Source organism: Sphingomonas sp. 22R3R2A-7 (assembly GCF_036856055.1).
Taxonomy (GTDB): domain Bacteria; phylum Pseudomonadota; class Alphaproteobacteria; order Sphingomonadales; family Sphingomonadaceae; genus Sphingomonas.
This window is the reverse complement of record NZ_JASPFR010000001.1, coordinates 261288-286540: the sequence shown is the minus strand read 5'-3', so window position 1 is coordinate 286540 and position 25253 is coordinate 261288. Positions and strand designations below refer to the sequence as shown.

The following is a 25253-nucleotide window of genomic DNA, read 5'->3' as shown; positions in this document are numbered from 1 at the left end:
ACGACCATCGGGTCGCCCGCGCGGGCAGGCTAGAACTCGACCCCCGCCTGCGCCTTGACGCCGCCTCGGAACGGATGTTTGACCTGCCCCATCTCGGTCACGAGATCCGCCGCGGCGATCAGCGCGTCGGGGGCATTCCGCCCGGTCGCAACGACATGCGTCATCTCCGGACGCGCCGCAAAACCGCTGAGCACCTCGTCGAGCGGCAGATAATCGTACCGCAGGACGATGTTGATCTCGTCGGCGATGACCATCGCATAGGACGGATCGGCGATCATTCGCCGAACCTCGTCCCAGGCCTCGCGCGCGACGGCAATGTCGCGCGTCCGGTCCTGCGTATCCCAGGTAAAGCCCTCGCCCATCGGTTTGAACGCGACCAGGTCAGGGAATGCATCGAAGATCACCTTCTCCCCCGTCGTCATCGCGCCCTTGACGAACTGGACGATCCCGACCTTTCGCCCATGCCCCATCATCCGGACCGCCATGCCGAGCGCCGCCGTGGTCTTCCCCTTGCCGGGCCCGGTATGGACCATGAGCAGGCCCTTCTCGATCGTCTTGGCTGCGACGATCCTGTCCTGGGCGACCTTCTTCTTGGCCATCCGCGCCTTGTGATCCGCCTCGCTGCGCATCAGAACGCCGCCTTGATGCCGGCATAGGCACCGCGGCCCTGCCCGACATAGCTGAACACTTCTTCGTACCGCTCGTCGAACAGGTTCTCGACGCGCCCGAAGACCGATAGCGTCGGGCTCAGTTGATAGGCGGCGTTGAGATTGACGAGGACATATTCCTGGAGCGACAGCCGTACCGGCACATAGCTCGGATCGGTATACGCATCGTCCTGCTGACGACCATTGTATCGCACCGTCAACGTTCCCGATAAACGCTCGTCACGGCTGAACGCGGTCATGTTGACGCTGCCGATATGGCTCGGCCGGCGAATCTCGACGCTGCCGTCCTCGCGCGCATGCAGATAGGTGTAGGCAAGATCAAACCGCAGTTGCGTTATCGGCCGCGCGCTGGCGAACACCTCGACGCCGCGCTGCTTCGACCGCGTATCGCGGTTGCCGGGCGTCGCGACGAAATCGGGCTCTGGATAAGTGGTGAAGATCTCGTTCGTCAGGCGACTGTTGAAATAGGTCGCGCCGATCGTCGCGCGCTCGCCTCCGAAACTCTGTTCGAGACCGGCTTCCCAACCCTTCGACTTCTCCGGCTTGAGGTTCGGATTGCCGATATAGCGACCATCCGAATAGCCGAAGAGATCGAAATAGCCCGGGTTCTTCACCCCCGTCCCATAGGCGCCGCGAACGCGCGTTCCCGTGGCGAAGCGATAGCTTGCCTGCGCACGGTAGGTGGTGGTGTCGTCGAAGCGCGTATTCTCGTCGCGGCGGACGGAAGCGCCGATCGCCAGCGCGTCATCGATCACGACGTCATACTGGCCGACGATCCCGACATTGTCGGTATGGCGTCGTCCGGTGAATACGAACTCCGAGGGAACTGGGCTAAGCGTCTGGAATTCCTCTCGCTCTACATCGACGGCACCCGTCAGGCGGTGCTGAATCCGGTCGGTCCCGAACCGGAACGCGCTTTCGAACGAGCCCTTGTACCGCCGTCCCTTGTTGCCGAAATTGAGCGCGTCGTCGACGAGTGCCCGTCGCACCGTGTCGGCGAACTGCCCGCTCAGCGCGTTCGTCCAGCGGCCGTCCGCGAGCGCCACCTCGGCGCGTACGAGCCCGTAATAGGCCTCCACCGTACTGCGGGCGCCTGGCGTGTCGACGACTGTGCCGAACTGCGGGCCACTCAACGCCGTGTCGTTGCTGTCGGCGTCTGTATGGCTGTAGCGGCCGACCGCGGTTACCTTGAACGTATCGCCGGGCGACCAGATGAGCTTGCCGGTCGCGCCGACGCTGCTTGCGCCGATGTCGCGCGACCCGCCGCGCGCGGTCGGCGTGCCGTCGGTGAGATAGGTCGAACCCGACAACGCATAGTCGAGGTTCCCGGAAACGCCTGCGATGCGGGCGCCGCCCGAGAATGTGCCGAACGACCCGCCCTCAGCGCGCAGCGTTGTGCCCGGCGCTTCCGCCCCGCTCAGTGTCAGATACTGGATGACGCCGCCGATCGCGTCCGATCCGTATAGCGCCGATTGCTGGCCGCGCAGCACCTCGACCCGCGCCGCCTCGTCCGCGATCAGCGTCCCGAAATCATATTCGCCCTGATAGGGATCGGACACTTCGATCCCGTCGATCAGGACGAGCACATGGTTGCCCTCCGACCCGCGGATGCGCACCTGCGTCGTACCCCCGATCGCGCCCGTCCGACTGACCGCCAGGCCAGGCACGTCACGCAGCACGTCGGACACGATCCGGGTCTGCCGTTGGTCGATCGCGGCGGCATCGATCACCGTCACCGACGCGCCAAGCTGGTCGACCGGCACGGCATCGCCCGAACGCGAGGCGGTGACGACGACCTCGGCACCATCAACCGCGCGCTCGGCCGCCCCTGGCGTCGCCCGATCGGCATCGGCGAACGCCGGCGATGTGGCGGACGCTGCGGTGGCGAGCGCCATCAGCGATACGAAAACTCTGGTCATGAAACGATACCCCCCGGCGTCACGAGCGACCGGCGGGGGCGTGCCGTCCGATGATCCGGACGGTCGGCGCGACGCTTGGGATGGACACCGAACAGCACCCGCCACGCGCACCGATGCGGCCCCCGCCGCATGGTTCGTCGCTCAGACGGAGTACCGTGCCGCGGTCACCCCCTGGACCAAGGCAAGAGCGACCGAGCGCCGGCAGGTCTCCTGGCTCGCGGGTCGACACCCGGTGCACGACCTTCCCGGGCCATGTGCTTGCGCTTCGGCCTAGTGGTCGTCCCCTCGCGACGAGGAGACCTGCGCACCGCGCTCACCGCTTACAGTTGCAGGGACAGCCGCGGCATTGGACGCCTGAACGTCCGCACCGCATTCCCCTTCAAGCCCCGAGGGGCACCGACGCGATCTGCGACCCGGTCTTCACCGGATCGCGACGCCCCGGTAGAACAGATTTTCCGCGCCGCCAATGGGCGCGCGCTACACGCGTGCGAGGATCGCCTGCGCCTGGCGCAGATGCGGCGCATCGATCATCCGCCCGTCGAGTTGCAGCGCCCCGCCTCCGGCGCCGCCGCGAACGCCGCGACGATCGCCTCGGCCCGCGCGACCGTCGCCGCATCGGGCGTAAAGGCTGCGTTGATCGTCGCAACCTGGGTCGGGTGGATCGCCATCATTCCCGTAAATCCGTCCCGGCTTCCTCGTGCGGCATAGGCCGCCAGCCCGTCGAGATCGGCGATCGCGGGATAGACCGTCTCGATCGCCGCCACACCCGCTGCATGCGCGCCGAACAGCAGCAGCGACCTGACCATCCGATAGGGATCGGTATAGTGACCGTCCGCCTCGCGACTCGTCGCCGCGCCGATCGCGGCCGGCAGATCCTCCGCCCCCCACGTCAATCCGCAGAGCCTGTCCGATACCGCCGCATATTCGCCGAGCGTGAATATCGCCGCCGGAATCTCGGTGGCGATCGGCAGGATGGGCGGGCAGTCCGGCCCATAGGCCTCGACCAGCGCCGCGACGGTCGCCTTGCCTGCCGCCTTGGGCAGCATGATCGCATCCGCGCCGCGCGCCGCCTCGATATCGTCGCGGCGATCGTCCGCATCGAGCGGATTGATCCGGACCAGCCGAATGACACCGGCCGGCTCGCCGAGCGCTGCCCGCACCGCAGCGCGCGCGAACGCCTTGCGCGACGGCGCGACCGAGTCCTCGAGATCGAGGATGATCGCATCCGCGCCGCTTGCCGCCGCCTTGCCGAACCGCTCGGGTCGGTCCGCCGGCACGAACAGCAACGACCGCAGCCTCATGCCGTCGACCGGAGCAACAGCGCAGAACGCAGGCATTGGCACACGATCTCGTCGCGCTGGTTGATCAGCCGGTGCGTGAACGTGACGATCCCCGCAGTCGGCCGCGACTTGCTGTCCTTGAGGTCTGTGACGACGGTCTCGGCGCGCATCGTATCACCGATGAAGACCGGTTTCGGATGGACCAGCTTGTCGTAGCCGAGATTGGCGACGAGCGTGCCGAGCGTCGTCTCGCCCACCGACAGTCCCACCATCAGCGCGAAGGTGAAGGTCCCGTTGACCAGGATTTGGCCGAACTCGCTCGCCTTGGCCGCTTCGACGTCGAGATGAAGCGGCTGCGGGTTGTGCGTCATCGTCGAGAACAGCAGATTGTCCGTCTCGGTGACGGTGCGGCGGATTTCGTGGACGATCGCGTCGCCGACCGACCATTGATCGTAATAGCGTCCGGCCATCAGGCGTCCTTCTCGATCTGCACGAGCATCGTGCCATCGCTGACCTGTCCGCCCTCGACGGCGACGAGCTCGGCAACGACCCCGTCGAACGGCGCGGTCAGCGAATGCTCCATCTTCATCGCCTCCAGCGTCACCAGCTTCTGCCCTGACACGACGCGGTCACCCTCGACGACATCGACCGCGATGATCCGCCCCGGCATCGGCGACAGGATCGCGCCATCGGCTGCGGCCCCCACGGCCACCCCCGATGCGCGCCAGCGTTGCAGCAGCCATGTCTGCCCGGCGTCGGATACGAGGACCTCGTCGGCGGGCGTACCCTCCGCGCCATATGCGTCGAGGTCGATCGAGATCGCCTCGTCGTCGAGCAGGAAGCGCGCCGTGCGCCTCGGCGCGGCGTTCAGACGGAAACCGGCGATCGGATTGGCCGCTACCAGCGCCCGCGCGGCCTCGATCAACGCTTCCTCGCGCGGCTGCGTCGCCGGCATCAACGCCTCGTTTTCGCGCGCGATCAGCCCGGTATCGACCGTGCCCGCGACGAAATCCGGATGATCGAGCGCCTGAACCAGGAACCCCGCATTCGACCGTACGGGCCAGACGACGGCCCCGTCGAGCGCAGCCGCAAGCGTTTCGCGTGCGGTCGCGCGATCGGGGCCCCATGCGATGACCTTTGCGATCATCGGATCATAGAAGGGCGATATCTCCGCCCCCTGCTCGACCCCGGTATCGACGCGCGTGCCATCGCCGAGATCGAATGCGACGAGCCTGCCGATCGATGGCAGGAAGTCCCTTGCCGGGTCTTCGGCATAAAGCCGCGCTTCCATCGCCCAGCCGTCGATCGCAAGCTCGTCCTGCCGTCGCGGCAGCGGCTCGCCGCTCGCGACGCGCAACTGCCATTCGACCAGATCCTGCCCCGTGATTTCCTCGGTTACCGGATGCTCGACCTGGAGCCGGGTATTCATCTCCATGAACCAGATCCGGTCCGCGCGCAGGCCTTCGCTCGCATCGGCGATGAACTCGATCGTCCCCGCACCGACATAGTCGACCGCCTGCGCCGCACGGACGGCCGCAGCGCAGATCGCGGCGCGCGTCGCGGCGTCCATGCCCGGTGCCGGCGCCTCCTCGATCACCTTCTGGTGCCGGCGCTGAAGCGAGCAATCGCGTTCGAACAGGTGCACGACGTTGCCGTGCGTGTCCCCGAACACCTGCACTTCGATATGCCGTGGCGAGAGAATGTATTTTTCGATCAGCACATCGCTGTTGCCGAACGACGACGACGCCTCGCGCTGGCACGAGGTCAGCGCATCGGCAAAATCGGTCGCGCTGTCGACGCGACGCATGCCCTTGCCGCCGCCGCCCGCGACCGCCTTGATCAGCACCGGATAGCCGATCGCATCCGCCTCGCGCTGGAGTCGGTCTGGCGCCTGATCCTCGCCAATATATCCAGGCGTGACAGGAACGCCGGCCGCGATCATCCGCTGCTTGGCCGCGTCCTTCAGCCCCATGGCGCGAATGCTGTCGGGATGGGGACCGACCCAGACCAGCCCCGCATCGCGCACCGCCTGCGCAAAATCGGCATTCTCCGACAGGAAACCGTACCCGGGATGGATCGCATCCGCGCCGCTCTCCCGCGCAGCGGCGATGATCCTCTCGCCGACCAGATAGCTTTCGCGCGCGGGGCTCGCGCCGATATGCACGGCCTCGTCCGCCTGCCGGACGTGTAGCGCGTCCCGGTCGGCATCCGAATACACCGCGATCGTGCGAATGCCCATGGCACGCGCCGTGCGGATGATCCGGCAGGCGATCTCGCCCCGGTTGGCGATCAGCAACGAGCCGATCATCGCGCCGGGCATCCGGTGGTGCGCTTCGACCAGGTGATGTTCAAAATTTTCCACCGGCCGGCCTCGCGCACGAGGTCGAAATGATCGGTACCGCAATGCGCGACCCTGCCGTCGACCGTGAAGATATACGGCGACCAGACCATCGCGATGTCGCCGTCGATATCGACCGCGGCGTCGGTCAGCTTTTCGGCATAGCGCTCGGGCCCCGGTCTGAGACCGGCCGCGAACTCCGCCCAGCCGGTACGACGCACCGTGCGCGCCCCGTCAGGGCCCTCCTCGGCGACGGTGGCGCTGCCGTCCGCACGCACCTGCGCGAGGATCGCCTGGCCGTCGCGCGCTGCGAGCGCCGCGAACAGGCCGTTGATCGGCGCCATGACGCCGGCCTCCTCCGTCATCACGGCCGGCGGCAGACCGGTGCCCTTGACGATCGGGGCAACGGGCGTGACCTGACCCGCCGCAAGCAAGAGAGATAGCAGGATCATTCGATTACATCCTGAACACGCCGAACGCAGGGCGTTCGGGAATGGGGGCGTTGAGCGTAGCGGCAAGCGCCAGGCCGAGCACGTCGCGCGTCTGGGCCGGATCGATGATCCCGTCGTCCCAGAGCCGCGCGCTAGCGTACCAGGGATTACCCTCGTTCTCGTATTTCTGACGGATCGGCGCCTTGAACGTCTCGAGGTCTTCCGGCGTCCATGTGTCGGCGTCGCGATGCACCGTCGCCAGCACCGAGGCGGCCTGCTCGCCGCCCATCACGCTGATCCGGCTGTTCGGCCAGCTGAAAAGGAAGCGCGGCGAATAGGCGCGTCCGCACATGCCGTAATTCCCCGCGCCGAAGCTGCCGCCGATCAGGACGGTTATCTTGGGAACGGTGGCCGTGGCGACGGCGGTGACGAGCTTTGCACCATGTTTGGCAATGCCTTCCGCCTCGTACTTGCCGCCGACCATGAAGCCGGAGATGTTCTGGAGGAACAACAGGGGGATCCGCCGCTGGCACGCCAGCTCGATGAAATGCGCTCCCTTTTGCGCGCTCTCGCTGAACAGGACGCCGTTATTTGCGAGGATCGCGACGGGCAGGCCGTGGATATGCGCAAAGCCGCAGACCAGCGACGTGCCGTACAGCGCCTTGAACGCGTGAAACTCGCTGCCATCGACCAGACGCGCGATGACTTCGTGGACGTCATAGGGCGCGCGGACGTCCGAAGGGACGATGCCATACAGGTCGTCGGTCGCGTATTTCGGCGCCCTGGGCGCCTGCGCATTCACGACGCCGGGGATTTGCGGCTGCAGCGTCGAGACGATGTCGCGAACGAGCGTGAGCGCATGCTCGTCATCCTCGGCAACGTGATCCACGACGCCCGACCGGCGTCCATGCGTATCCGCGCCCCCCAGTTCCTCCGCTGAGATGACCTCACCCGTGGCGGCCTTGACGAGCGGCGGGCCCGCGAGGAAGATCGTCCCCTGCCCGCGGACGATAATCGTCTCGTCGGACATCGCCGGGACATAGGCGCCCCCCGCGGTGCAGCTGCCCATGACGCAGGCGATCTGCGGTATGCCCAGCGCCGACATCTGCGCCTGGTTATAGAAGATGCGACCGAAGTGATCGCGGTCCGGGAACACCTCCGCCTGATGCGGCAGGTTCGCGCCGCCGCTGTCGACGAGGTAGATGCAAGGAAGCCGGTTTTCCTGCGCAATTTCCTGCGCGCGAAGGTGCTTCTTCACGGTCAATGGGAAGTAGGTCCCGCCCTTCACCGTCGCATCGTTGCACAGGATCATGCACTGGCGACCCGCGACGCGTCCGATTCCTGCGATGACACCAGCGCCCGGAACCTCGTCATCATACAGACCATGGGCTGCAAGCTGACCAATCTCGAGAAACGGCGAGCCGGCATCCAGCAGCCGTTCGACACGGTCGCGCGGCAGCAGCTTGCCGCGCGCGGCATGCCGCTCGCGCGACTTCGCATTTCCGCCAAGCGCCGCCCGTGCGACGTCGTCGCGCAGCCGCTCCGCGAGGGCGCGATTATGCTCGGCATTCGCGCGAAAGCCATCGCTGTCGACAGACAGCTTCGTGGGCAGGACGGGACCGCTCATCGCCCGCTCCGTCCGGCAATGACCGTTCTGATCACTGCATCACCTTCGGCGCGGCACCGATCAGCTCGCGGCCGATCAGCATCCGCCGGATCTCGTTCGTGCCCGCGCCGATGTCGAGCAGCTTGGCATCACGCATGAACCGCTCGACCGGCCAATCCTTGGTATAGCCCGCGCCGCCCAGCGCCTGGATCGACTCGAGCGAAACCTTTACCGCACTCTCGCTCGCAAGCAGGATCGCGCCCGCCGCATCGAACCGCGTCGTCTTGCCCGCGTCGCATGACCGCGCAACCGCATAGACATAGGCGCGCGCCGAACTCAGCGCGACATACATGTCGGCGACCTTTGCCTGGATCAGCTGAAACTGACCGATCGGCGTGCCGAACTGCTTGCGCTCGCGGACATAGGGAATGACCACGTCGAGGCACGCCTGCATGATGCCGAGCTGGATCCCGGCCAGCACCGCGCGCTCGTAATCGAGCCCGGACATCAGCACACCGACGCCGCCATTCTCGGGGCCCATCACCGCCTCGAAAGGCACCTCGCAATCGGTGAAGACCAGCTCGGCGGTCGGCGAACCGCGCATCCCCATCTTGTCGATCTTCTGGCCGATCGCAAAGCCCGGCATGTCCTTCTCGATCAGGAAGGCGGTGATGCCCTTCGACCCCTCGCCCGTCTTCGCATAGACGACGAGCGTGTCCGCGTACGCCGCGTTGGTGATCCAGAACTTCGTGCCGTTGAGGACATAGCCGCGATCCGTCTTGACGGCCTTCAGCTTCATCGAGACGACATCCGACCCTGCCCCGGCCTCGGACATGGCGAGGCTGCCGACATGCTCGCCCGAAACGAGCTTGGGCAGGTATTTCGCCTTTTGTTCGGGATTGCCCCAGCGGCGGATCTGATTGACGCACAGGTTCGAATGCGCACCATAGCTCAGCCCGATCGATGCCGATGCACGACTGACTTCCTCGACCGCAACGACGTGCTCGAGATAGCCAAGACCAAGCCCGCCAAACTCCTCCTCGACGGTGATGCCGTGGAGCCCCAGCTCACCCATGGCCGGCCACAGCTCGCGCGGGAACCAGTCGTCGGCGTCGATTTTCGCGGCGAGGGGGGCGATCTTCTCGTTTGCGAAACGCTGCGTCGTGTCGCGGATCATGTCCGCGGCTTCGCCCAGGGCGAAATCGAAATCAGGCGTCAAGAAACTCTCCTCAAAGTCATGTTTCCCGTGGCTTAGCGGGGATTGTTCGCCAAAATCTCAAACGTCTTGTGCGTGCGGTTCCGGCGGTCCGCAGGTCTTGAGCACGCCGTGTACGATTTCGACCGGCCAGGCTGCAAGCGATTGCCCGATGCACGGCCCGCCGACACACCGGCCGTCCTCGATCGCAAACATCGCCGAATGCCACCCGCAGACGATCAGGTCGCCCCGCGGTGTCAGATAATCGTCGAGGGCGTGCGCAAGCGGAAGGCCGGCGTGCGGGCATCGATCGACATAGCCGAACACCGCGTCGCGGCGCCTGACGACGAAACCGTGGAATCGCCCCGCGCGCATCTGCACCACATAACCGCGCGCCGCACCGGGCAGGATCGCGTCGACCGGTCCGAGCGCGATGCCTGCCGGCGTCGCGAACAGCCGGTCCGAGGCGGGGACGACAGCGCCCGCGTCGTCGGGTGTCTCGATGTCAGTGTCGGACATGGTCATGCACAAAGGGTGATCGTAACGCCGCCCAAGGCATGAGGCAGCCTCTCCATTTAGTATCGTTGGATACCAACTGTCCGTTTGCGCCAACCGTGTCAACCGCTACTATCCGCGATCATGCCAACGCAGCTCCCCCAATCAGGTCCCACGGACCCGACGTCTGTCCGCCCCCTGCTGCTCGACGATTTCATTCCGTTCCGGCTTTCGTTCACATCGAACCTCGTCAGCGACACGATTGCGCGAAGCTATGAAGCGCTGTTCGGCCTCTCGATCCCCGAATGGCGGCTGATCGCGGTCGTTGCGGAAACGGGCGGCATCACGCAGGCCGAGATCGGGCACCGCACGCGGATGGACAAGGTCACCGTCAGCCGCGCCGCGATCGCGCTGGTCGAACGCGGGCTGCTCGAACGGAGCGCCAATGCGGCGGACCGGCGATCGCACCTGCTGATGCTGAGCGACGCAGGACGGACGCTGTATGCAGCGATCGCGCCCAAGGCGCAGGATCTCGAAGCGCGCATATTCGCGCAGTTCGACCCGGCAGAGGTCGCGGCGTTCACGGCCATGCTGCGACGGATCGATGCGGTCACCGCCGCGCTCGATCACCCCCCAGGGCGGCGTCGGTAGCCACAATTCGCGAAGATAGCCGAGCAACGCATGGACCGCGGTCGGTGCGACACGCGCATGGACCGCATAGATGCCGACATCGGCGCTGCCCTCGAACGCCGGCAGAACACGCACCAGCCGCCCCGACGCGAGATCGCCGCTGACGTCCCAGAGCGAGCGCAGCGCGATACCCACGCCGGCCAGCGTCAGTTCGCGCACCACCTCGCTCGAGTTCGTCCGGACATGGCTTTCACCATCGATCGTGAGATCGCCGCGCGGTCCGGTGAGCCGCCACGGCAATTGTCCCCGCGCAGCCAGCAGCCGGTGGCCTTCCAGCGCCGCCACCGTCCCCGGCGTTCCCGCCGCCTCCAGATACGCCGGTGCGGCACACAGAACGCGGCGACTGTCGGCGAGACGATGCGCGACAAACCCCGGCGCGGCGACGCCTGGTTCGGCCGAGGGCGCGATCCTGATCGCGAGATCGACACCGTCGCCGAGCAGATCGGAAAACCCGTCGGACAGATCAAGGTCGAGGGTGACGTTCGGATGCGCGTCGAGAAACGGTTTTAGCCGCGGCGCCAGGTGCAGGCGCCCGAACGAGGTCGGCGCGCTGACCCGCAACGGGCCGGTCGGCCCGGCACCGTCCTCCATGATGCGCGCCTCTGCCGCGCGGATCGCAGCGACGACCGCGACCATGTCGGTATGATAGAGTGCGCCGCGCGCCGTCAGTTCAAGCCGACGCGTCGTCCGGTTGAGCAGACGCACGCCCAGTCGGGTCTCGAGCCGCGCGATCCGCTTCGATACCATCGCGGGCGACACGCCGCGCCCGCGCGCCGCCCCGCTCAGGCTTCCCGCCGCGACGACCTCGACGAACAGAGCAGTATCGGGGTCCATTGTTTCTCCCGGCGATCGACAGTTTCAACAATCGATCGTCTACCGAACAGACGGCCGATCGTATAGACGGGACGCCATCGTTAGGAGAGAGATCGATGGACAGCACGGCGCACGCGATGATCGACAAGGCCGGGCTGCGCGTGGCCGAACGCCTCGCGCAGTTCCTCGAGACTCAGGCATTGCCCGGGACCGGCATCGATCCCGCAGATTTCTGGCATGGGGTTGCTGCAATCTACGCGCGCTTCGCGCCCGAGAACCGCGCGCTGCTCGCTCGCCGCGACGAACTCCAGGCGAAGATCGACGCATGGTACGCGGCGCGCGGGGGGCAGTCGCAGGATCCGGCAGCGCAGCAGATGTTCCTGCGCGAGATCGGCTATCTCGTCCCCGAGCCCGAACCCTTCGAAGCCACGTCAACGCGTGTCGATGCCGAGGTCGCCACGCTCGCCGGACCGCAGCTCGTCGTGCCGATCCTCAACGCCCGGTTCGTCCTCAACGCGGCGAACGCGCGCTGGGGCAGCCTGTACGACGCGCTCTACGGCACCGATGCGATTCCCGGCACCCCCGATGGCGCGGGATATGATGCGGTGCGCGGCGCAAAGGTCATCGACTGGGCAAAAGCGTTCCTCGACGATCATGTCCCGCTCGCCGATGGGTCGTGGCGCGATTGGGACGGCGACCATCCTGCCCTTGCCGATCCCTCACAGTTGCTGGGCCAGGCCGGGCGCAATTTCCTGCTTCGCCACAATGGCCTGCACATCGAACTTGTCATCGATCCCGATCATCCGATCGGTCGCGGCGACCCCGCTGGTCTTGCCGACGTGCTCCTCGAGTCCGCGCTCACGACGATCGTCGACCTCGAGGACTCGGTCGCAGCCGTCGATGCCGACGACAAGATCGCCGCCTATGCCAATTGGCTGGGCCTGATGAAGGGCGACCTGTCCGCCAGCTTTGCCAAGAACGGGCAAACGCTGACGCGCACGCTCGAGGCGGACCGGCGATACACGGCGACCGATGGATCGGAGATCGTCCTGCCGGGGCGAAGCCTGTTGTTCGTTCGCAACGTCGGCCATCTGATGACCACGCCCGCGGTCCTGCTCGCCGACGGCACCGAGGCGCCGGAGGGCATCCTCGACGGCATCGTCACCGCGCTGATCGCGATACACGACCTGAAAGCCACCGGCCCGGTACGGAACAGCCGCGAGGGCTCGATCTATATCGTCAAGCCCAAGATGCATGGCCCCGACGAAGCGGCGTTTACGAACCGGCTGTTCGACGCGATCGAGGACATGCTCGGGCTCGACCGCCACACGATCAAGGTCGGCGTGATGGACGAGGAACGCCGCACGTCGGCGAATCTGGCGGCCTGCATCCAAGCGGTGAAGGACCGTATCGTGTTCATCAACACCGGCTTCCTCGATCGCACGGGTGACGAGATGCACACCGCGATGCGCGCCGGCGCGATGATCCGAAAGGGCGAGATGAAGACCAGCGCCTGGATCACGGCCTATGAGAACCGCAATGTCCAGATCGGGCTGGCCTGTGGCCTGAGCGGCCGTGCGCAGATCGGCAAGGGAATGTGGGCGGCCCCCGACCGAATGGCGGACATGCTCGACCAGAAGATCGGGCACCCACGCACCGGCGCAAACACCGCCTGGGTCCCCTCCCCGACCGCTGCGACGCTCCACGCAACGCATTACCATGCTGTCGACGTCTTCGCGCGCCAGGCCGAGCGACGGGACGAGCCCGTCGCGCCGCTTGATGCACTGCTGTCGATCCCGCTCGCCGAGGGACACAATTGGTCGCCAAGCGAAATCCGCGACGAGCTCGACAACAACGCGCAGGGGATACTCGGTTACGTCGTGCGCTGGATCGATCAGGGCGTCGGCTGCTCGAAGGTCCCCGATATTCACGATATCGGCTTGATGGAGGACCGCGCGACGTTGCGGATCAGCGCGCAGCACATGGCGAACTGGCTGCTCCACGGGGTCGCTTCGGCCGACGAGATCGACGCCGCGTTCGCCCGCATGGCGGTCAAGGTCGATGCGCAGAATGCACACGATCCGCTTTACCGCGCGCTTGGGGGTAACGCGGACACCAGCCTCGCCTACCAAGCCGCACGCGCGCTCGTGTTCGAGGGCGTCGACCAGCCGAACGGCTATACCGAGCCGCTGCTTCACCGGTTCCGTCTGCTGGCAAAGCAGGATGGTAGCAATTGACACCATCCCGGACGGGGCGCAGCGATGTCGCTGACGCCCCGGCAAGCGGCGCGTCGCGGGCAGCGGCGATCACCTCGTCGCCCTGCATCTCATGCGAGGCCGATGAAACCGTGCTGACGACTGCTCAACTATGTCGACCCGCAATCGCATGATCCTGCACGGCTATTGGCGGTCGACGACGTCGTACCGCGTTCGCATCGCGCTCAACGTGAAGGGCATCGCGTTTCAGCAGCACACGCACGACCTTCGGACGGGCGCGCAGCATGACGAGGGCTACCTCGCGCTCAACCCGCAGGGCCTCGTCCCCACACTCGATATCGGCGGCACGATCCTGACGCAGTCGCCCGCGATCCTCGAATGGCTCGAGGCGACCTACCCCGATCCGCCGCTGTTGCCCGACGCGGCGGTCGATGCGGCGATCGTCCGCGCGATGGCGGCGACGATCGGGTGCGACATCCATCCGGTCAACAACCTGCGCATCCTTGAGACTCTGCGCACGACGCTGAAGGCGACGCCCGATGACGTCACGCACTGGATCGGGCGCTGGATCCATGAGGGGTTTGCCGCACTGGAATCGATGATCGCGCGCCATGGCCGGGGTTTTGCGTTCGGCCCGACGCTCACGCTCGCGGATTGCTACCTCGTTCCGCAAGTCTATTCCGCCGAACGGTTCAAGGTCGACCTGTCGCCTTACCCGCGCCTGCTTGCCGCGGCCGAACGGGCGCGCGAACATCCGGCATTCGTCGCGGCGCATCCCGATCGACAACCCGATAGCGACCCCGCCTGATCGCCCAAAGACTATCCGCCGGTAGTCTTGATACACATCACTTCGAAACCGCTTGATTTGGATCATCAAGAACGTGTCGTATCGCGCGAGACTTATTTCGTCCGAACGCGTTTCCACTCGCAGAGCCGACGGAGATCGGAGAAACGTCGATAAGGGGCCTGAATGCGCATTGCGATTATTGCCCATCTCAAACATGCGATCCGCGAGCCATTTGCCGGTGGGCTTGAAATGCATACGCACCTGCTTGCGACGTCGCTGAAAAAACGCGGGCATGCGGTCACGGTCTTCGCATCGATGCAGTCCGACCCTGCACTCGGTCTCGAGGCGATCTGCGACGAGACGTCGCTGCTGGAGACGGGCACCGCAGAGGCGAACGACGTCACCTTCTTTCGCGAGCATCACGCGTATCTCCGCCTGATGAGCATGCTTCGCTCGCGACGTTTCGACGTGATCCACAACAACTCGCTCCATTATCTGCCCGTGTCGATGGCGGAGACGCTTGCGACGCCGATGGTGACGACGCTCCACACGCCGCCCTTCTGCTGGCTCGAAAGCGGGATCCGGTTATGCAAGGCGCCGAACATGCGGTTCGTCGCGGTATCCGACAGCATCCGGGCAATGTGGGGTCACGTCACCGCGATCGACCGGACGATCGCCAACGGCATCGATCTCGATTGCTTCCCCTTCCAGCCCACACCCGCTCCTGACCCGTATCTGATCTGGTATGGCCGGATCGTCCCCGAGAAGGGGCTTCACATGGCGATCGACGCAGCCCGGCTCGCGGGGCACGCATTGAGGATCGCCGGGCCGATCTCGGATCCCGCCTATTTCGATGCCGAGATTGCGCCCCGCCTCGGGACTGAAGTGACGCATGTCGGGCATCTCGACCATGCCGCGCTGGCGGACCTGGTCGGCGGTGCGCGGGCATTCCTGTGCACGCCGCGCTGGGAGGAGCCTTACGGACTCGTCGTCGCGGAGGCGCTCGCCTGCGGTACGCCGGTCGCAGCGTTCGCCCGTGGCGCGATTCCCGCGCTTCTCGATGAGAGTTGCGGGACACTGGCCCCGGGCGACGACGTCGCGGCACTGGCCAAGGCCGTGACCCGCGCCGTCACGCTCGACCGTGGCGCATGCCGTCGCCGTGCCGAAGCGATCTGCGATGCCGACGTGATGATCGACCAATACGAAGCGCTCTATACCGACATGACCCGGTCGCGGCCGGCGTCGCGCAGCAGGTTGCGCCGGTCCGACCCGGTGTCGCTCGCGGGTGCCGCGTGACCGCACCACGCTTCTGCGTCTGCATCCCCGCGCGCGACGAAGCCGAGCGGCTGCCGGTCCTGCTCGACGCGCTCGCGGCGCAGGATATCGTCGGCCCCGTCCCGGTCGCGCTGTGCATCAACAACAGCAGCGACGAGAGCCTCTCCGTCGCGGCGCAGCGCCAGGCGCGCTGGGCCGGCCGGCTCGACATGGTGATCACGTCGCATGATCTTCCCACAGCAGACGCGCATGCCGGCATGGCGCGCAGGCTGGCGATGGACGCCGGATTGGCGCGCATCGATCTCGTTAACGGCGTGCTGATCTCGACCGACGCCGATACGCGGCCACCGCCGGACTGGATCGGAAACGCTCTCCGAGCGATCGACTGCGGACTGGACGTGGTCGGTGGCCGGATCGTGCTCGACGAGGAGGAGCGCGTGGCGGCCGACGTCGTGGCGATGCGCACCAAGCTCGATCGGTACTGGAGCTGCGTCCGTGCGATCGAGGAAGAGATCGACCCGTGCCCCTGGGACCCCGCCCCTCGTCACGGCGACCATACGGGGGCAAGCCTCGCAATCACCGCCGCGCTGTACCGGGCCGCTGGCGGAGTGCCCATACTCCCCTCGGGCGAGGACCGCGCGCTTGTCGAGAACGCGATCGCCGCGGGGGGACGGCTTGGTCATCCCATGAGCGTCTGGACACGCGCGTCGGCGCGCACGTCGGGCCGCGCGGCCGGGGGAATGGCCGAGTATATGCGTGACCTGGAGGACCGCCTAATACGAAACGAGCCGACGCTCCTGCCCTCGTTCGACCAGTGGCGGACGCGCGCCGAGTGGCGGCGTACGGCCCGGCAAGTTCAGGCCGGGGAGCGCGTTCCGGATGAACGCGATCTCCCGCCGATGATCTGTGACATGCCGTTGGCGCTCGACCGTTGAGCCGCAGTGATCCCACCGACGCCCAAGCGCCGGATCTTGCGCAGACGCTCGCCACCTCAGGTGCACGATACGACGCCGATCCCTGCTTCCCGCGGGACAGCATGGCGGCGCTGGTCGTCCATGGCCATCACCGTCGTTTCGCACCGCGCACCCTTGGCGGACAGGCCAATGCCCAACCACGCGCGCTTCTGGACGCGCTGCGCGAAGTCGGTCGCGGCGATTTAAGTGTAGGGCGGTTGTTCGAAGGCCATGTCAACGCGCTTGCACTGTTCGACTGGTACGCCGGTCCCGATCAGCTCGAATGGCTTGCGAGCGAACTCAACCGCGGTGCGTGGTTCGGCGTCTGGGCGACCGAGCCCGTGCCGGGCGTGGCGATCGTCGACGGTGCCGATGGCCCCGCGCTGACCGGATCAAAGCATTTCGCGAGCGGCGCCGGCGGTATCGACTACGCGATCGTCACCGCGCGGCCCGCGTCGGGCCACCGACCGATCGTCGTCATCCCGGCCAACGACCCCGACCGGACGGACCTGTCGGGATGGCGCGTGCGCGGGATGCGCGCGAGCAGCAGCGGACGGTACGACTGTGCGGGCTACCCGGCCGGTCCATCGCACATTCTCGGCGCACCCGGCGACTATGACCGCGAGCCCCGTTTCACTGCGGGAGCATGGCGGTTCCTGGCGGTACAGCTGGGTGGCATCGAGGGATTGCTGATCGAGGTCCGGCGCGCGCTGTCGGACAAGGCGCGCGGCGACCCGGTCCAGCGCGCGCGCTTTGCCGACGCCGTGGCCGCCACGCGCACCGCGTATCTCTGGGTCCGCGAGGCCGCCGCCCGCGCCGCGCGGGAGGATGCCGATGCGCCCGTCTTCGTTCAGATGTGTCGGGGCATCGTCGAACGCGCAGCACTCGACGTGATGGAAGCGGCCGCGCGCCTGCTCGGCACGCGCAGCGCGTTCGACGGCGAACGCGCCGACAAGATCATTCGCGATCTGAGCTTGTACCTGCGTCAGGCAGGGCCGGACTATGCGCGTGACCAGGCGGCACTCGGGTGGCTCGACCGCGATGTCTGGGGCGATGGCGACCGATTATGGTGACGCAGGCGACGCCGCTCGCGCAAAGCCCCTGGCGTGATGCGAGATGGCTCGTCCTTGCCCCGCATGCCGATGACGAGACTCTTGGCACCGGCGCGCTGATTGCCGACACAGCGTCACGCGATCGGCTGGCGGGGGTCGTCTTCCTGACCGACGGATCCGGCTCGCACGCCTGCGACACGCGCGCCGACACGACCGCGCTGGTTCGTCGCCGACGACACGAAGCGGCGCGCGCGCTGTCGCGCCTGATCGCGCACGCGAATGTCCAGCCGGCATTCCTCGACTGGCGCGACGCTCATCCCTATCCGCCGCACACAGCTGACTTCTCGCGATCAGTGCGTCGGATCGCCGCGATGCTCCGTCGGGAGCGGATCGATGCGATCGCCACCACCGCCGCAGGCGAACCACACTGCGACCACGCGGCGTGTTTCACGCTCGCGGTCCACGCCGCACGCGCGGCCCGACGATCGGTGTCGATCTTCGAATATGCCGTCTGGGGTGAGCGGCCCGCAGCGACGCGTGTCCTGCGCACCCGGTCGATGCCGCCCGCCAGCCGCACGGCCGCACTGCGCGCGCATCGCAGCCAATTGACGGGGCTGATGGGCGAGGGCTTCCGCCTGCCCCGCGCGCAACAACGCATGCCTGCCACCGACCTGCTCTATCTGGTGAGACCCGATGCGACCCGACCATAGCCTCGACGCGCGCTATTTCGACGACGTGTTCGCCTCGACCGATGATCCCTGGTCACTCGCATCGAGCCGCTATGAGGCGGCAAAGTTCGAGACGAGCATCGCGGCGATCAACGATCGACGCTACGCGGCATGCCTCGAAATAGGCTGCGCGCACGGTGTCTTCACGCAGCGGCTGGCGCAGCACTGCGACACCGTCACCGCCGTCGACATCAGCCAGCGCGCAGTCGACCTTGCCCGTGTGCGGAACGCGGCGTCTTCGAACGTCCTCGTCGAGCGGCTGGCGTTCCCCGCCGACGTGCCTGCGGGCCGGTTCGACCTCATCGCGTTGTCCGAGGTCGTCTATTACTGGAGCGATGACGATATCGCGCGCGCCGCCGAGGCGATCCGTCACGTCGCCGCCCCGGGTTGCCGGCTGCTGCTGGTGCACTGGACCGGCGAGACCGACTATCCGCAGACCGGGGACGCGGCCGTCACCAAACTCGATGCCGCGCTCGGGTCGGTCATTGTCGAACGCGCTGACCGCCACGCTGAATTCCGGCTCGACCTGTGGCGGCTTGCATGACCGGTGTCTCGGTCCTCACGCTCGTCAAGAACCGCGAGCCGCACCTGGCTCAGCTGATCGAAGGCCTACGTCGCAGCGAAAAACAGCCGGCCGAGCTGTTCATCGTCGACATGAGCGATACGCCGGTCCCGCAGCCCGAAGCCGACTTCCCGGTCATCGTCCACCGCCTCGAAACGACCGCATTGCCGCTCGCCGCTGCCCGCAACCTCGCCGCGCGCGATGCAACGGCACCACATCTCGTCTTCCTCGACGTCGATTGCATTCCCCTGTCGCGCTGTATCTGGCGGTTGAGCGAGACGCTCGACAGCGAAGACGCGCTGCTGTGCGCCGATGTCCGGTATCTCGGTGCTGACGACGCACGCACGACCTGGAACGACGCCGCACTGCTCGATCGCGGAACCCGACACCCGGTCCGCGATTTCCCCGCTGCAGGCGTGCGTCGCGAAACCAATCCGGGCCTGTTCTGGTCGCTCGCCTTCGCGATCCGCCGCACCCGCTTCACCGCGCTGGGCGGTTTCGACGAGGCGTTTACCGGCTATGGCGCGGAGGATACCGATTTCGGGTTCCGCGCCGACCGCGCGGGCACGCCGCTGCTGTTCGTCGGCGGTGCGATCGCCTGCCATCAGCATCACGAGAGCTTCGAGCCCCCCGTCCAGCATTTCGACGACGTCGTCCGCAATGCGGCGCTATTCCACCAGCGCTGGGGGTGGTGGCCGATGCAGGGGTGGCTCGATGCCTTCGCGACGATGGGCCTCATCAGCCAAAGCGAGGACGGTATCCGCATTCTTCGCCGCCCCAGCGCCAGCGACAGGGCAATCGCCGCTACCGCTCCCCCGCGATAGGCAACGTCACCGTCGCGGCAAGACCCCCGCCCGGTGCCTCCTCCAGCACCAGCGCGCCACCGTGAAGGACCGCCAACTCGCGGGCGATCGCAAGTCCGAAGCCATGTCCGTCATCGCGCTCGTCGAGCCGTACGCCGGGCGCAGTGGCGCGCGCGCGATCCTCTGCCGCGATCCCCGGGCCGTCGTCGACGACGCGCAGCCGGATCCTCCCCGTCAATCGCACCCTCCGCGGTGGCATCGATACGCACGGCGGACACCGCATGCCGCATCGCATTGTCGATCAGGTTACCCGCGAGCTCGTCGAGATCGGCGGCATCCACCGCGACCATCAGGCCCGGCTGCACTGTCCGGGTGATCGCGACCGCTCGACCTGCATGCAGCCGCGTGATCGTGGACGCCAGATCGGCGAGCGCAGGCTCCAGAGCCGTCGATGCGCGCCGGTCGACCGCGACACTGCGTGCCCGCGCGAGGTGATGCCGGATCGTCGCATCGATCCGCGCAACCTGCGCCGCGGCCGCGGCATCGTCGCGGACGGCGAGCGCAAGCGTTGCCACCGGCGTCTTCAGGGCATGCGCGAGATTGGCTGCCGACGCGCGAGCCGTCGCCAGCGCGGTGGACGTGTCGCGTGCCAGCGCGTTGAGCTCCTGCGCGAGAGGCCGCAGCTCCTCCGGCTGGTCTTCGGACACGCCGCCGGCACCCCGCCGCATCGCCGCCACCCCGTCGCGCAACGCCCGCAACGGGCGCAACCCGATCCGCAACTGCACCGCCGTCGCGATCCCCAGCAGCACGCCGAGGATCGCGAGCGTCGCCAGTAGCGGCAATATCGCCGCGCGGATCGGCCGCGCCACCACATCACGCGGTGCCGCCGCGGTAAGTGTCACCGGCCCCGCGCTCGTCGTCAGTATGATCTGACGCGCGTGCAGTCCGGTCCCGCGCGCCTGCACGGCGTCGAGCGGATACGGGCGACCGGGCTCATCGAGCGGCGGTCGCTCGCCATTCGGCCCCCGCGAAACGGAGGCCTGCGGTCGAGATCGGCAAGGACGTCCGACCCGATCGCGCCCGTCGGCGCGACGATCTGCCATCGCCACTCGGGACCGGCATCCAGCAATCCGCGCAGCCGCGTCAGTTTCGCGCGATCGATACGACCATCCGCGCCGACCGCGCCCGCCAGCAGCGACAGTTCCGCGTCGAGCCGCTGGTCGAGCCCCTGCGTGACGAAGCGTTGCAGAACGCCGGCGATCGCCGCCCCCGCGACCGCCAGTGCGACCAGCGTCGCGAGGACGGACAGCGCGAGCATCCGGCCATGGATCGATCGCGGGACCAACCTCATGCCGCACTCGGCGTCGGCGTCGCGAGACGGTAACCACGCCCTCGCACCGTATCGATCAAACTCGCGCCGATCTTCTTGCGAAGCCGCCCGATGATCACCTCGAGGCTGTTCGAGTCGACATCCGCATCCCCCTCATACACGCGTTCGGCCAGCGCGAGACGCTCGATCACCACGTCCCTGGACAACATCAGCGCGGACAGCACGCGCCATTCGAGCGCGGTCAGTTTCAGCGGCAGGCCGTCGAGTTCGAACTGGCCCGTCTGCGTTTCGAACGCCAGCGGCCCGCATTCGAGCCGCGTTGCCGCATGGCCTGCGGATCGCCGGACCAGCGCGCGCAACCGCATCACGAGTTCCTCGACACGGAACGGCTTGGTCAGGAAATCGTCGGCGCCCGCCTTGAACCCCGCGACCTTGTCCGACCAGCCATCGCGCGCGGTCAGGATCAGGACCGGCAGGTCGCGCCCCGCCGCGCGCCAGTCGCGCAGAATCGCGATCCCGTCCCGACCGGGCAATCCCAGATCGAGGACCGCCGCGTCATAGGTCTCCGTATCGCCCAGATGGCCGGCGTCGACGCCGTCCGCGGCAAGATCGACCGCGCAATTCTCCCCGCGCAACGCCTTGGCGATGGCAGGGCCAAGATCCGGATCGTCCTCGACGAGCAATATACGCATGACGACCTCGCTAGCTACGATCGCTAAACCCAATCTGAACGGGGAAGTTCAGCGTGGCGTGGGGCGGCGTCCTCTAGAAGCGGGACATCGACACGAAGGAGACGTTGAATGCCCCGCTTTACCGACAGAATGCCCCGCGCCACGCAGCTCAAGCTGGGCGCCGCCGCGTTGCTCGCCATCGGCGTTGCAGGGGGTGCCGGTGCCGTATCGCTCACGCGTCCGAGCATCGAGATGGCGCCGACGACACCGACCGCGATCGCGCGCCTTGCCACCACGGACGGCGTGGTCACCGTCAAGGGTCGCGTCGCCGAAGTCTTCGGCGACCGCTTCGTCCTCCAGGATGGGACCGGTCGGACGATGATCGATGCCGGGCGCGATGCCAAGGCGGTCAGCAAGGGTGCGGCGATGACCGTGCAGGGCCGCTACGCCGATGGCCAGGTCCGCGCGTCCTATCTGGTCGATCCCGCCGGTCGCATCGATGCGGTTGGTCCGGCCGGTGGACGGCCACCGCATCACCCGGAAGGTCCCGGCGGCCCGGGCGGTCCCGGCGGTCCGGGCCGTGATGGTCCGGACGGTGCCCCGCCGCCGCCTCCCCGGGTGGCCCCGGCGCTCAGCGTCCGGACGCTCGCGGACCGGGCAACGGCGCACCGCAGCCCGGCTGTGCACCGGCCCCTGTCGCCGGCGCGCTGCCCCCGCGCCGATCGCAGGTGCGCGTGCACCCGCTCCCGCAACGCCGGTCGCGGTCCGTTCGACCAGCACTGCCGCGCAATAAGCACGCGTGCTGCCGGCACCCGTCACCCCGACCGCGGTCGAGGTGACGGGATCGTCATGCGGGCGGCGTAAAACGGCGGCTCGCGAGCCCGCTTGCGTCGCGCCGCGGCCCGGCTAAGCTCCTGCCATATCGTCGGCTGGGGGTTCGGTCTTGAAACACGTCATCGTCACAACATTGCTGATCGTCGCGGTGCCCGCGAGCGCGCAGGACTTCTCGAAATACAGCGACGCCGCGGCTGCGCAGGCACTGGCCGAGCAGGCGACGCTCGAGACGATCGTGATGGTGCCGATGCGCGATGGCGTCGGCCTTGCGACCAACATCTATCGTCCGCGCGGTGCCAATGGTCCGCTTCCGACCATCCTGTCGAAGACGCCGTATAACGAACTCGGGAACAAGCCGTCCTCGCAGCGCGCGGCACTGAAGGCCGTCAGTCGCGGCTACGCCTTCATCATCCAGAACGAACGCGGCCGGTATTTCTCGGAAGGCAAATACGAGATTCTCGGCAAGCCGCAGACCGACGGCTACGATATGCTGACATGGGTCGCCAAACAGCCCTGGTCGAACGGAAAGGTCGGCACGCTCGGCTGTTCGTCCTCCGCGGAATGGCAGCTGGCGCTCGCAGGCCAGAACCACCCCGCGCATGCGGCGATGGTGCCGATGGCGTCGGGCGCGGGGATCGGCAAGGTCGGCCGGTTCCAGGAGCAGGGCAACTGGTACACCGGCGGCGTGCCGCGAACGCTGTTCTATGTCTGGCTCTACGGCGTCGACAATCCGCTGCGTGCCCAGCTTCCAGGCGGGCTCGATCAGGCGACGCGGTCGCGGATCGCGCAGTATAACGACCTCGATGCAAAGAAGCCCGAGGTCAACTGGACGCAGCAGATCAAGCATCTTCCCGTCGCCACGATGCTCTCCGACCTCGGCGAACCACCCGCGACGTTCGAACAGTTCATCACGCGCACGCCCGCCGATCCCGGCTGGACTCAGGGCGGACTCTATCACGAGGGGATGGGCTGGGGCGTTCCGGCGTTGTGGTTCAACAGCTGGTACGATGTGTCGATCGGCCCGAACATGGAATTGTTCAACCATGCCCGCGCCGCGAACACCGACCGCGAGGCAAGCGCGAACCAATATGCCGTGATCGGCCCGAACAATCACTGTGCGTTCGGCGCGCTCAAACCGGGCTTCGTGTCCGGCGATCGCGCGCTCGGCAACCCCAGCTTCGATACCGATGCCGAGATCTTCGCGTTTTTCGACCGGTTCCTGAAAAGCGATGTGAAGGCGTTCCCGAACACCACGCCGCACGTCCGCTATTACACGATGGGCCTGAACGCGTGGCAATCGGACGCGGCATGGCCGCCCAAGGCCGCGCGGATGGTCCGGATGTATCTGCGCAGCGGCGGTCGCGCGAACGGGCTCAACGGCGACGGGCGGCTGCTCATGACCGCCCCGGCAAGCGGCGAGCCCGCGGATCGCTTCACCTATGATCCGATGAACCCCGTCCAGACGATCGGCGGCGGCGATTGCTGCAACGGGGGTATCGTCACCGCGGGCGCGTTCGACCAGCGCGTCATCGAGGCGCGCGACGATGTGCTCGTCTACACGAGCGACACGCTCACCGAACCCATGGAGGTGTCGGGGTTCGTCGATTCCGTCCTGAAGATATCGTCAGACGCGAAGGACACCGATTTCGCGGTCAAGCTCGTCGACGTCGCCCCCGACGGCACCGCCTATATCCTCGGCGACACGATCGTCCGCGCCCGTTACCGCGACGGCTATGCCTCCCCGGCGCCGATGCAGTCCGGCACGGTCTACACGCTCAAGCCCACGCCGATGACCACCAGCAACCGCTTCGAGAAGGGCCACCGCATCCGCGTCGAGGTGACCTCGTCGAACTTCCCTAAATTCGTCCGCAACCTCAACACCGGCGGTCCGAACGAGAGCGAGAGCAAGGGGATCGTCGCGCACAACGTCGTCGTGCACGACGCCGGCAACGCGTCCTATATCGACCTTCCGGTCGTCAAATGAGGCGGCTCAGCGCTCGCGCGGGGTGATCTCGTCCCGCCGAGCGAGCGCCGCGTCGCGCACCGCCGCCCACAGCGCCCGTTCGGCACGCGCATCGGGCAGCGCCCGGTGTGCCGCCGCGCCGGCCGCGCGGACATCGACGAGGACCATGACCGTCTCGACCTCGGCGTCCAGTGCCGCTGCGGGAACCACCTCTCGCAGAATGCTCCGCGCGACGTCCGCGAGCGCCTCGTCGGTATCGCGGAGCCGAAGCGTGTGTTTGGGATATCCCGTCGCGCGGAACAGGACGTTCAGCCACTTGCCGTCCCAGGACGGCGCACTGGCATGGAGGCTGTGACCGGCAAGCACCGCGACCATGCGATCAGCGACTAGCTCCGCCGGCGTCCCCTCGCGTACCAGCGTCACACGATCGATATGGTGGATCGCCTCCGCAGCGGGATCCCAGTCTGTCCACGCGGGCGCGGGCGCTATGAGATACGTTTCGGACGTCCCGTCCTCGAAAACCCAGGCCACCTCGATTGGATAGCTCGTCTTGCCGAGAGACGACGCTTCGAAATCCAGAAAAGCCAACATTCCCCGTCATGTATCAGCGCGGCTGATCGTCGCCAAGCACCGTCGGGATCAGG

General features: G+C 67.0%; 24 protein-coding genes, 2 pseudogenes and 1 riboswitch. Of the genes and pseudogenes, 11 read left to right on the top strand and 15 right to left on the bottom strand.

All coding sequences use genetic code 11. The annotated features are described in order from the left end of the window. Positions 1-29: 29 nt before the first annotated feature. The 9 genes and pseudogenes from cobO to QP165_RS01270 form a co-directional block, all read right to left on the bottom strand. Positions 30-629 (bottom strand): cob(I)yrinic acid a,c-diamide adenosyltransferase, encoded by a 600-nt coding sequence (gene cobO, locus QP165_RS01310; protein ID WP_333993287.1) that lies wholly within the window; start codon positions 627-629, stop codon positions 30-32. Next, positions 629-2587, bottom strand: coding sequence for a TonB-dependent receptor plug domain-containing protein (locus tag QP165_RS01305; RefSeq protein WP_333993285.1), 1959 nt, complete (start codon positions 2585-2587; stop codon positions 629-631). The genes cobO and QP165_RS01305 overlap by 1 nt, the downstream gene beginning before the upstream one ends. A gap of 183 nt (positions 2588-2770) precedes the next feature. Then, a riboswitch (cobalamin riboswitch) is annotated at positions 2771-3003 on the bottom strand. A 61-nt stretch (positions 3004-3064) separates the two neighbouring features. After that, positions 3065-3888, bottom strand: a pseudogene (locus QP165_RS01300) (HpcH/HpaI aldolase/citrate lyase family protein). Continuing rightward, a complete protein-coding gene (locus QP165_RS01295; protein ID WP_333993283.1) occupies positions 3885-4337 on the bottom strand; it encodes a MaoC family dehydratase in 453 nt (150 codons plus the stop codon). The pseudogene QP165_RS01300 and the gene QP165_RS01295 overlap by 4 nt, the downstream one beginning before the upstream one ends. Beyond that, the gene (locus tag QP165_RS01290; protein ID WP_333996899.1) at positions 4337-6175 is read right to left on the bottom strand and encodes an acetyl/propionyl/methylcrotonyl-CoA carboxylase subunit alpha; all 1839 of its coding nucleotides are present in this window, start codon (positions 6173-6175) and stop codon (positions 4337-4339) included. The genes QP165_RS01295 and QP165_RS01290 overlap by 1 nt, the downstream gene beginning before the upstream one ends. Beyond that, on the bottom strand, positions 6172-6657 hold the full coding sequence (locus tag QP165_RS01285) for a nuclear transport factor 2 family protein (RefSeq protein WP_333993281.1): 486 nt from the start codon (positions 6655-6657) through the stop codon (positions 6172-6174). Before QP165_RS01285 ends, QP165_RS01290 begins: the two co-directional genes overlap by 4 nt. 4 nt (positions 6658-6661) lie before the next feature. After that, entirely contained in the window at positions 6662-8263 is a 1602-nt protein-coding gene (locus tag QP165_RS01280; protein WP_333993280.1) for a carboxyl transferase domain-containing protein, read from the bottom strand. Between the two features lie 31 nt (positions 8264-8294). Further along, positions 8295-9419 carry an isovaleryl-CoA dehydrogenase gene (locus tag QP165_RS01275; RefSeq protein ID WP_443019345.1) on the bottom strand — a complete coding sequence of 375 codons (1125 nt, stop codon included), beginning with the start codon at positions 9417-9419 and terminating at the stop codon, positions 8295-8297. A gap of 99 nt (positions 9420-9518) precedes the next feature. Continuing rightward, positions 9519-9956, bottom strand: coding sequence for a Rieske (2Fe-2S) protein (locus QP165_RS01270; protein WP_333996898.1), 438 nt, complete (start codon positions 9954-9956; stop codon positions 9519-9521). Positions 9957-10076: 120 nt separating this feature from the next. Here QP165_RS01270 and QP165_RS01265 point away from each other — a divergent pair, with 120 nt between their 5' ends. Further along, the gene (locus QP165_RS01265) at positions 10077-10583 is read left to right on the top strand and encodes a MarR family winged helix-turn-helix transcriptional regulator (protein WP_333996897.1); all 507 of its coding nucleotides are present in this window, start codon (positions 10077-10079) and stop codon (positions 10581-10583) included. A 15-nt stretch (positions 10584-10598) separates the two neighbouring features. Here QP165_RS01265 and QP165_RS01260 read toward each other — a convergent pair. Next, positions 10599-11456: pseudogene (locus tag QP165_RS01260) on the bottom strand (LysR family transcriptional regulator); the annotation flags it as partial. Positions 11457-11572: 116 nt separating this feature from the next. Between QP165_RS01260 and QP165_RS01255 the strand changes: the two are divergent. The 8 genes from QP165_RS01255 to QP165_RS01220 all read left to right on the top strand — a co-directional run bounded on the left by QP165_RS01255 (position 11573) and on the right by QP165_RS01220 (position 19832). Continuing rightward, positions 11573-13672: a malate synthase G gene (locus QP165_RS01255; protein WP_443019344.1), complete on the top strand. Its 2100-nt coding sequence runs from the start codon at positions 11573-11575 to the stop codon at positions 13670-13672. Between the two features lie 130 nt (positions 13673-13802). After that, a complete protein-coding gene (maiA, locus tag QP165_RS01250; RefSeq protein WP_333993276.1) occupies positions 13803-14459 on the top strand; it encodes a maleylacetoacetate isomerase in 657 nt (218 codons plus the stop codon). 162 nt (positions 14460-14621) lie between these two features. Continuing rightward, positions 14622-15734 carry a glycosyltransferase family 4 protein gene (locus QP165_RS01245; protein ID WP_333993274.1) on the top strand — a complete coding sequence of 371 codons (1113 nt, stop codon included), beginning with the start codon at positions 14622-14624 and terminating at the stop codon, positions 15732-15734. Next, on the top strand, positions 15731-16648 hold the full coding sequence (locus tag QP165_RS01240) for a glycosyltransferase (RefSeq protein WP_333993272.1): 918 nt from the start codon (positions 15731-15733) through the stop codon (positions 16646-16648). The genes QP165_RS01245 and QP165_RS01240 overlap by 4 nt, the downstream gene beginning before the upstream one ends. A 101-nt stretch (positions 16649-16749) precedes the next feature. Then, a complete protein-coding gene (locus QP165_RS01235; protein WP_333993270.1) occupies positions 16750-17739 on the top strand; it encodes an acyl-CoA dehydrogenase family protein in 990 nt (329 codons plus the stop codon). Beyond that, positions 17733-18428 (top strand): PIG-L deacetylase family protein, encoded by a 696-nt coding sequence (locus QP165_RS01230; RefSeq protein WP_333993268.1) that lies wholly within the window; start codon positions 17733-17735, stop codon positions 18426-18428. Before QP165_RS01235 ends, QP165_RS01230 begins: the two co-directional genes overlap by 7 nt. After that, on the top strand, positions 18412-18990 hold the full coding sequence (locus tag QP165_RS01225; protein ID WP_333993267.1) for an SAM-dependent methyltransferase: 579 nt from the start codon (positions 18412-18414) through the stop codon (positions 18988-18990). The genes QP165_RS01230 and QP165_RS01225 overlap by 17 nt, the downstream gene beginning before the upstream one ends. Continuing rightward, positions 18987-19832: a glycosyltransferase family 2 protein gene (locus QP165_RS01220; protein WP_333993266.1), complete on the top strand. Its 846-nt coding sequence runs from the start codon at positions 18987-18989 to the stop codon at positions 19830-19832. The genes QP165_RS01225 and QP165_RS01220 overlap by 4 nt, the downstream gene beginning before the upstream one ends. Here the strand turns inward: QP165_RS01220 and QP165_RS01215 are convergent. From QP165_RS01215 to QP165_RS01200, 4 genes are read right to left on the bottom strand one after another with little or no spacing between them, the layout of a single operon-like run. Then, positions 19813-20055: a sensor histidine kinase gene (locus QP165_RS01215; protein WP_333996896.1), complete on the bottom strand. Its 243-nt coding sequence runs from the start codon at positions 20053-20055 to the stop codon at positions 19813-19815. The genes QP165_RS01220 and QP165_RS01215 overlap by 20 nt on opposite strands. Next, positions 19943-20713 (bottom strand): hypothetical protein, encoded by a 771-nt coding sequence (locus tag QP165_RS01210; protein WP_333997075.1) that lies wholly within the window; start codon positions 20711-20713, stop codon positions 19943-19945. Before QP165_RS01210 ends, QP165_RS01215 begins: the two co-directional genes overlap by 113 nt. 17 nt (positions 20714-20730) lie before the next feature. Beyond that, a complete protein-coding gene (locus QP165_RS01205; RefSeq protein ID WP_333993264.1) occupies positions 20731-21162 on the bottom strand; it encodes a hypothetical protein in 432 nt (143 codons plus the stop codon). Then, positions 21159-21833 carry a response regulator transcription factor gene (locus QP165_RS01200; RefSeq protein WP_333993263.1) on the bottom strand — a complete coding sequence of 225 codons (675 nt, stop codon included), beginning with the start codon at positions 21831-21833 and terminating at the stop codon, positions 21159-21161. The genes QP165_RS01205 and QP165_RS01200 overlap by 4 nt, the downstream gene beginning before the upstream one ends. A 108-nt stretch (positions 21834-21941) precedes the next feature. Here QP165_RS01200 and QP165_RS01195 point away from each other — a divergent pair, with 108 nt between their 5' ends. Continuing rightward, complete coding sequence (locus QP165_RS01195) at positions 21942-22676, top strand: hypothetical protein (RefSeq protein ID WP_333993262.1); 735 nt, start codon at positions 21942-21944, stop codon at positions 22674-22676. Positions 22677-22755: 79 nt separating this feature from the next. Continuing rightward, positions 22756-24630 (top strand): CocE/NonD family hydrolase, encoded by a 1875-nt coding sequence (locus tag QP165_RS01190; protein WP_333993261.1) that lies wholly within the window; start codon positions 22756-22758, stop codon positions 24628-24630. A gap of 6 nt (positions 24631-24636) precedes the next feature. Here QP165_RS01190 and QP165_RS01185 read toward each other — a convergent pair whose 3' ends face one another. After that, positions 24637-25200, bottom strand: a complete 564-nt coding sequence (locus tag QP165_RS01185) for a transcriptional regulator (protein WP_333993260.1) — start codon at positions 25198-25200, stop codon at positions 24637-24639. Positions 25201-25253 lie beyond the last annotated feature (53 nt).

Coding starts and splice junctions, on each gene's coding strand:
- cobO (WP_333993287.1), bottom strand. CDS start 629: ATGCGCAGCGAGGCGGATCACAAGGCGCGGATGGCCAAGAAGAAGGTC.
- QP165_RS01305 (WP_333993285.1), bottom strand. CDS start 2,587: ATGACCAGAGTTTTCGTATCGCTGATGGCGCTCGCCACCGCAGCGTCC.
- QP165_RS01295 (WP_333993283.1), bottom strand. CDS start 4,337: ATGGCCGGACGCTATTACGATCAATGGTCGGTCGGCGACGCGATCGTC.
- QP165_RS01290 (WP_333996899.1), bottom strand. CDS start 6,175: ATGATCGGCTCGTTGCTGATCGCCAACCGGGGCGAGATCGCCTGCCGG.
- QP165_RS01285 (WP_333993281.1), bottom strand. CDS start 6,657: ATGATCCTGCTATCTCTCTTGCTTGCGGCGGGTCAGGTCACGCCCGTT.
- QP165_RS01280 (WP_333993280.1), bottom strand. CDS start 8,263: ATGAGCGGTCCCGTCCTGCCCACGAAGCTGTCTGTCGACAGCGATGGC.
- QP165_RS01275 (WP_443019345.1), bottom strand. CDS start 9,419: ATGATCCGCGACACGACGCAGCGTTTCGCAAACGAGAAGATCGCCCCC.
- QP165_RS01270 (WP_333996898.1), bottom strand. CDS start 9,956: ATGTCCGACACTGACATCGAGACACCCGACGACGCGGGCGCTGTCGTC.
- QP165_RS01265 (WP_333996897.1), top strand. CDS start 10,077: ATGCCAACGCAGCTCCCCCAATCAGGTCCCACGGACCCGACGTCTGTC.
- QP165_RS01255 (WP_443019344.1), top strand. CDS start 11,573: ATGATCGACAAGGCCGGGCTGCGCGTGGCCGAACGCCTCGCGCAGTTC.
- maiA (WP_333993276.1), top strand. CDS start 13,803: ATGTCGACCCGCAATCGCATGATCCTGCACGGCTATTGGCGGTCGACG.
- QP165_RS01245 (WP_333993274.1), top strand. CDS start 14,622: ATGCGCATTGCGATTATTGCCCATCTCAAACATGCGATCCGCGAGCCA.
- QP165_RS01235 (WP_333993270.1), top strand. CDS start 16,750: ATGGCGGCGCTGGTCGTCCATGGCCATCACCGTCGTTTCGCACCGCGC.
- QP165_RS01230 (WP_333993268.1), top strand. CDS start 17,733: ATGGTGACGCAGGCGACGCCGCTCGCGCAAAGCCCCTGGCGTGATGCG.
- QP165_RS01225 (WP_333993267.1), top strand. CDS start 18,412: ATGCGACCCGACCATAGCCTCGACGCGCGCTATTTCGACGACGTGTTC.
- QP165_RS01220 (WP_333993266.1), top strand. CDS start 18,987: ATGACCGGTGTCTCGGTCCTCACGCTCGTCAAGAACCGCGAGCCGCAC.
- QP165_RS01205 (WP_333993264.1), bottom strand. CDS start 21,162: ATGAGGTTGGTCCCGCGATCGATCCATGGCCGGATGCTCGCGCTGTCC.
- QP165_RS01200 (WP_333993263.1), bottom strand. CDS start 21,833: ATGCGTATATTGCTCGTCGAGGACGATCCGGATCTTGGCCCTGCCATC.
- QP165_RS01195 (WP_333993262.1), top strand. CDS start 21,942: ATGCCCCGCTTTACCGACAGAATGCCCCGCGCCACGCAGCTCAAGCTG.
- QP165_RS01185 (WP_333993260.1), bottom strand. CDS start 25,200: ATGTTGGCTTTTCTGGATTTCGAAGCGTCGTCTCTCGGCAAGACGAGC.